The organism is Lacticaseibacillus camelliae DSM 22697 = JCM 13995, from assembly GCF_001311195.1.
GTDB lineage: Bacteria > Bacillota > Bacilli > Lactobacillales > Lactobacillaceae > Lacticaseibacillus > Lacticaseibacillus camelliae.
This window is the reverse complement of sequence record NZ_BBAJ01000107.1, coordinates 1-5,764: the sequence shown is the minus strand read 5'-3', so window position 1 is coordinate 5,764 and position 5,764 is coordinate 1. Positions and strand designations below refer to the sequence as shown.

Genomic DNA, 5,764 nt, shown 5'->3' with positions numbered 1-5,764 from the left:
TGAGTTCAGTTCAGATATCAGCACCAGCGCGCTCAACACTGGCTCCAAGATGATTATGGGCACTGATACAGCCACCGATAAATCAGGCGTTGATGCAATCCGCGATACCCTTTTTGAAATTCAGGTGAAGCAGCCGTGGACACTTTTGCAGTTTGGTGACAGCGACACCGATACCGTCGGCAAAGAGCGCGTGAACAAGCTGATGAAGACTAACCCATTCGGGGACAAGGGTAAAACGCGCACCGACGTGGTGAAAGCTGAAATTGAAGACAATGACAACGAGAACCTGTCGCCAACCATGACGATCAATCGACTTGGTACCACGACCTTTGTTGTCTTGTTCAATATCGCAATCACCTTGTTTGTCTTCTTCCTGACGGCAATGATGCTGTTCAGCCAGATACTCTTTATCATCTACGCAACATTTTTGCCGGTGTCATTCTTACTTGCGATGCTACCGTCATTTAACGGCCTGATGAAGCAAAACATTATGAAGCTGTTCAACACGATTATGACACGGGTTGGCGTAACGCTGGTGATCACGATGGCATTCTCGCTATCGGCAATGGTCTATGGGTTGTCGGCTACCTCGCCGTTCTTCCTCGTGGCCTTCCTGCAAGTCACTATCTTCGCCGGTATCTGGATGAAGCTCGGCGACTTGATGGGCATGATGCAGCTCCACAGCTCTGACGCACAACAAGGCGCCCAACGTTTCTCGCGCCGTGGGAACCGAATGCTTCGGCAGTTCGTTGGTAGTGCAATGGGTGGCGCGATGGCAGGTCGCTTCCTTTCACGGGGCTATGGTAAAGGTCGCGGAATGCCGCAAACACCGCAACTTCCTGCTGGCACGCAACGCGAGCAAACTGCGGACGCTGCCAAGCCGCAACAAGCTAAGAAGCCACGCAGCCAACGACTGGGTGAGAAACTTGCGGATGTATCTGATGTTGGTAACAAGCTCAAAGATAAGACCAAACGTAGCCTCGATCAGGTGAAGGACGCACCAACTAACGTTTTGTATGGCTTGCATCGTGGAAAGCAGCTGACTAAGGACGCCGCCGAAACCGCGAAGGATAGCTTCAAGGGTCGGCGTGAAGCCAATCAGCAAGAACGTGACAAACGGCTCGAGCAGCGGCGTAAGCAAATGCAAGAACGCAAGCTCGCAATCAAGCCGAAAGCTGATCCTGAAAAGCCAAAACCAACGGCTTCCAAACCACCGGTTGAGCCAACTCGTAAGCCAACAACTGCCACACCTATAGAACCAAAACAAACCGATACAAGCGGTCAACCAAAGCGCGCTGCCACGAAGCCAACTTCAACTCGGCCTCCGCGACCAGTCACGAAACCACAAGCAGACCCCACCATCAAACCGCACCAAGAACCAGCCCAACCAGCGAATAGACCCAAGAAACCACTGACCCTCGTTTCCGAAAAGCCAGCCAAGCCACGCACCCCAAAGCCACAGCGGACCAAAAAGGCCAAGGGGCATAAGAAGCGATGAAACTCTGGCGCTGGTTAGCTCTTGCCGCACTCCCAATACTGTTGATTAGCGGTCTGTTCTTTGCAGTCATCGCCTCTGATGATGACGAAGATCAGCCGGCCTCTGCGATCACAGCCGATGCAATGAACTTATCCGCTGAAGTCTACAAGCACAAGCTGATGGTCGAAAAGTATTGTAAAGAGTTCGGCATTTCAGACCAGGTGATGGTGATACTCGCCATCATGCAGGTTGAATCCGGTGGCAAGGGTGGCGATGTGATGCAAGCTAGCGAATCACTAGGGCTGCCGGTCAATACACTAGATACCGAAGCGTCCATCAAGCAAGGCGTGAAGTATTTCGCGTCGCTACTGAAAAGCATGAAGCTACTGGTGTGGATCTCAATACCGCCATTCAAAGCTACAACTTCGGCGGCGGCTTCATCGACTACGTTGCCAAGCACGGCAAGAAATACACGCTGGCGCTGGCGACGGCTTTTGCCAAAGAGAAGTCCGGTGGTAGGAAAGTCACCTATACCAACGTGGTTGCTAAGGACGGTTGGCGCTATGCCCATGGGAACATGTACTACGTGTCGGTTATCTCGCAATACCTGGTCACTGGTGGCACGAAATTCGACGACAAAACGGTACAAGCCATCATGGACGAAGCGCTCAAGTATCAAGGCACACGCTATGTGTTTGGTGGCTCAACGCCATCAACGGGCTTCGACTGTTCCGGGCTGACCAGTTGGTGCTACGGCAAAGCTGGGATCAAACTTCCCCGCACCGCACAAGCACAATACGACGTTACAGCAAAGCTGAATATTAAGGACGCCAAACCCGGCGACCTCGTGTTCTTTCACTCAACCTACGATACCGCCGATTACGTGACCCACGTTGGGATCTACGTTGGCGGCATGAAAATGTACAACGCCGGTGACCCACTTGCTACGCCGACCTAAACTCAAGCTATTGGCAAGCCCACCTGATTGGTGCTGGACGTGTGAAGAAGTAGGTGAAGACGATGGATCAAAATGGCATCGGGTACTTTGACTGGATGGATCTCATCACCAACACCTATGACGATGCGCTGCAAAAGACGCACGTCGATCTAAAATTCGGTGATAATCGCGCACTACGCAACAAGGAACTCGACTTTGCGTCAGGCGAGTGGGAACGCATCAAATTCTTCAAACAACGCTTGCCCAATACCGACGACCTGTGCCACGTCCTTGACCGCTTTGTTGACCGAATGCCGGAAATGGAATACGGGCACCGGCGTGAGTATCGCCTTGCCGTCGCGCATGAAGTGGCCGTTGATCGATGGCTCAAAGGCAAGGTGTTTGCACCAGAAGACCGTAAGTATATCCTCGACCGCGAACGCTACTTGGCCGAAGAATACTTCAACAGCGACCGTGAACTCGGTCAGTATATCGAAACCGACTATGAGGGCTACAAGCGAATCTCGCTGCAACGCCTGTTCGTGCGCTTTCTCGATATTTACGATGACTTTTACCGCTGCTACGAAATTAGAAAGGACAAGGTGAATGAACCTTGAGTAAAGATAAAGCCCAAAAGAAAGGCTGGTTCAAGAAGAAGCCAGCCGCCCCAAAACCGCCTAAAATTAAGCACCATGGTCTGCGCCGCCCGGTCACACTGCTTTGCTGGGCAGTGTTAATCAGCAGCACCAGTTTCGGTGTCTACAAGAACATGACCGCCATCGACACCCACACGGTGCATGAAGTTCAAGTGATCAAGACTAAGGTGATTGACACGCACGCCTTGGCGACCTTCACCACCGACTTTGCCAAGCTCTACTATTCGTGGCAACCCAGCCACGAAGCACTAGATCAGCGGCAGAAAGCTTTGCAGCCGTATCTTGTGGAGCAACTGCAATCGCTGAACGCCGACACCGTGCGGAGCGACATTCCCACAACTGCCGCGGTCAGTGAGGTCAAGGTCTGGGACGTGAGCAAGACGGCTAAAGACACGTTCCGTGTGCTGTTTACGGTGAAGCAAGACCTTGCCAAAGGTAAAGACAAGAAATCTGTGACTAGCTCTTACACCATCATCGTCATGCAAAATGACAACGGCGATATGGTGGTCACCAAGAACCCAACCATCGCTGCGGAGCCAGCAGCAGCTCGGATCAAGCTGCCAGACACCCAGTCCGATAACACGGTAGCCGGCAGCACTGCCGATGACGTAACTAAGTTTCTCAAGACGTTCTTCGCCTTGTACCCGAAAAGCGATCGCAATGAACTCAAATATTATGTCAAAAACGGCACGCGACCAATCGAACGCAACCTTAAGTTCGTGGAACTTCTAGATCCAGTCTTTAAGAAGACTAAGAACAGCCTGACCGTCACCTTATCAGTGAAGTATCTCGACACTGACAATGATATGAGCCAAGTCTCGCAATACACCCTGACCCTATCCAAGCAAAGCAACAATTGGTTTATCACTGACGGTATCTGACAAAAGACCCGACACGGCCTTTACGCAAGCATGCGCATGGGTCGTGCCGGGTCTTGTCGTTATTCTGCTTGCGTAGCAGTGTCACGGGCGCGGACTTTACGAATGATTAAGTAAGCTAGGTAGCCGAAGACGAAGCTGCAGCCGCAATCTTAGTATGCATTCTACCAATCAACAATTGCTAGCGTAGCAACCACCAGCATGGCGACTACTCGCAGGATTGAATAGCCTAGATTGCATAATTAAAGTTACCGGCCGTAAAAAGTCAAAAATGAAGTGCCCTACAATATCGTCCACTGCAAGAAGCTGTCGATTGCTGCGCCGCTAGCCTCAACTTCGACGCGTTCGGGATTCTTGTCGAAATCCGACATGAGACGCCCCGACTCGATATGCACGGTGTTCCACGCCGTTTGCCAGATGCGGCCGTGCAGGGTCATCTAGGCCTGCTTGCCGAGTGGATTGTCTCCTTTTTCGAGAAGTCCTGTACGTAAACCGTGAGTAACTCCAGCGTCGCGCCAGTGTCGAGAAAGGCGTGATGTCAAACGAAAACGGCGTCTCGCCACCCTCATGCCGTCTGACGAACTGCCCGTTGATGAACGCCTACGTCAGGGTAGTCGACCGCGCCAAAATGCGATACGAACGCTCGTCCCGCCACGATTGATACCACCACCTAAAACTCGCGGGCGTACCAGACTGTCAAGGACAGTTTTGAAATGTAGTTTTGTCCGCACATCCTTTCCTACATTTTGTGACTGACATCGACACCAGACCGTGTCGTGCTTGTTCTGGACGTTTATCCCGCTCAGGGTCGTCTGAAAAGCAAATGGCACCTCAATCTGTAGTGTTAGGTCTGCCAGCAGCCCCCTCAAGCGGCCAATTCTTAGCCATCGCCACCTAATCGTCATCAAAGGAGAATTGCCAGTTACCGTTGAGGTTCTGCCAGTCGCCGTCACGAACGAAGCCTAGCCTTAGACATTCCTCTCTCAGCATTTCAATTTCTTTTTCTAAGAAGAATAGACTTTTCATTCGGTGCGGCCCGGAAGGCTCAGCCAAATCACTGGAATCCGATTAACCTAAATCGATTGCGGACTTAGAATAACAACCAATGGTAAGACAAATTCTATTGGGTCCAGCTCCTCTACCTGCAGTTCGAAATGCTCAATGTTCAACGTTCTCAACAGCAGAATTAGGATTGAATTTAGTCAAATTGGACTCTTGTCTGACTAACTTGTCAATCTCCTTACCAATATCCCTGACAAGATTAACGACCAACGCATTACCCATTGTGAAATATCTCTGTGAGTTGGAAACATCTTCCAATTCGGTCCAGCCAACGGGAAAAGTATTAATCTGTTCAGTCTCTTCGGGAGAGAGAAGCCGATATTCATGATTTCCAGGATCCAGGATAACGTGACTCATTCGCGATATCGTGTGCTCTGATGTGACCATTGTCCTCGCAGGCAACTCAAGTGAATCAGGGAATCTCATATTCCCCATACCATACCGATAGGTGTAATCGCCTCTCCTAGATGTTTTTGTCATTTGAAAGCCCGATTTCATCTGTTTCATTTTCGCCAATCGCTCATCTCTTAACCAGAGGCTTTTATCAGGGTTGTTCGGAAGAATAACGGAGCCCAGATTTGTTTGAGTTTTTTTTGACTGCCCCAGTTTACAATTCAAGTGCAACACCCTGACGACTAGACCAAAAAGGCCATGAAGACCTATTCTTGTTAGTGGTAGCTAAACAAGAAAGCAGGAATCTTCATGACCCACTCTCTGATTAACACTCACAAGCACTACCAACAACTCAGTCTTA

The 5,764-nt window shown here is 50.6% G+C and carries 5 protein-coding genes and 1 pseudogene; 4 read left to right on the top strand and 2 right to left on the bottom strand.

Going from position 1 to position 5,764, the window contains the following annotated elements; translation table 11 throughout:
* From JCM13995_RS15055 to JCM13995_RS12535, 4 genes and pseudogenes are all read left to right on the top strand, one after another.
* Positions 1–1,498: CD3337/EF1877 family mobilome membrane protein (locus JCM13995_RS15055; protein ID WP_054666193.1), on the top strand; the 1,498-nt coding region annotated here is incomplete at its 5' end.
* A pseudogene (locus tag JCM13995_RS12545) lies at positions 1,495–2,488 on the top strand (bifunctional lytic transglycosylase/C40 family peptidase). The gene JCM13995_RS15055 and the pseudogene JCM13995_RS12545, both read left to right, overlap by 4 nt.
* A 9-nt stretch (positions 2,489–2,497) precedes the next feature.
* A complete protein-coding gene (locus tag JCM13995_RS12540; protein WP_054666196.1) occupies positions 2,498–3,031 on the top strand; it encodes a hypothetical protein in 534 nt (177 codons plus the stop codon).
* Complete coding sequence (locus tag JCM13995_RS12535; RefSeq protein ID WP_054666190.1) at positions 3,028–3,951, top strand: conjugal transfer protein; 924 nt, start codon at positions 3,028–3,030, stop codon at positions 3,949–3,951. Before JCM13995_RS12540 ends, JCM13995_RS12535 begins: the two co-directional genes overlap by 4 nt.
* A gap of 278 nt (positions 3,952–4,229) precedes the next feature.
* On the opposite strand, the gene JCM13995_RS14730 is transcribed toward JCM13995_RS12535, so the two are convergent.
* Together JCM13995_RS14730 and JCM13995_RS12530 are read right to left on the bottom strand one after the other, a co-directional pair.
* Positions 4,230–4,385, bottom strand: coding sequence for a hypothetical protein (locus JCM13995_RS14730; protein ID WP_156314492.1), 156 nt, complete (start codon positions 4,383–4,385; stop codon positions 4,230–4,232).
* 721 nt (positions 4,386–5,106) lie between these two features.
* Positions 5,107–5,628, bottom strand: a complete 522-nt coding sequence (locus JCM13995_RS12530; RefSeq protein WP_225350904.1) for a DNA cytosine methyltransferase — start codon at positions 5,626–5,628, stop codon at positions 5,107–5,109.
* Between the last annotated feature and the right edge of the window lie 136 nt (positions 5,629–5,764).

Coding starts and splice junctions, on each gene's coding strand:
- JCM13995_RS12540 (WP_054666196.1), top strand. CDS start 2,498: ATGGATCAAAATGGCATCGGGTACTTTGACTGGATGGATCTCATCACC.
- JCM13995_RS14730 (WP_156314492.1), bottom strand. CDS start 4,385: ATGACCCTGCACGGCCGCATCTGGCAAACGGCGTGGAACACCGTGCAT.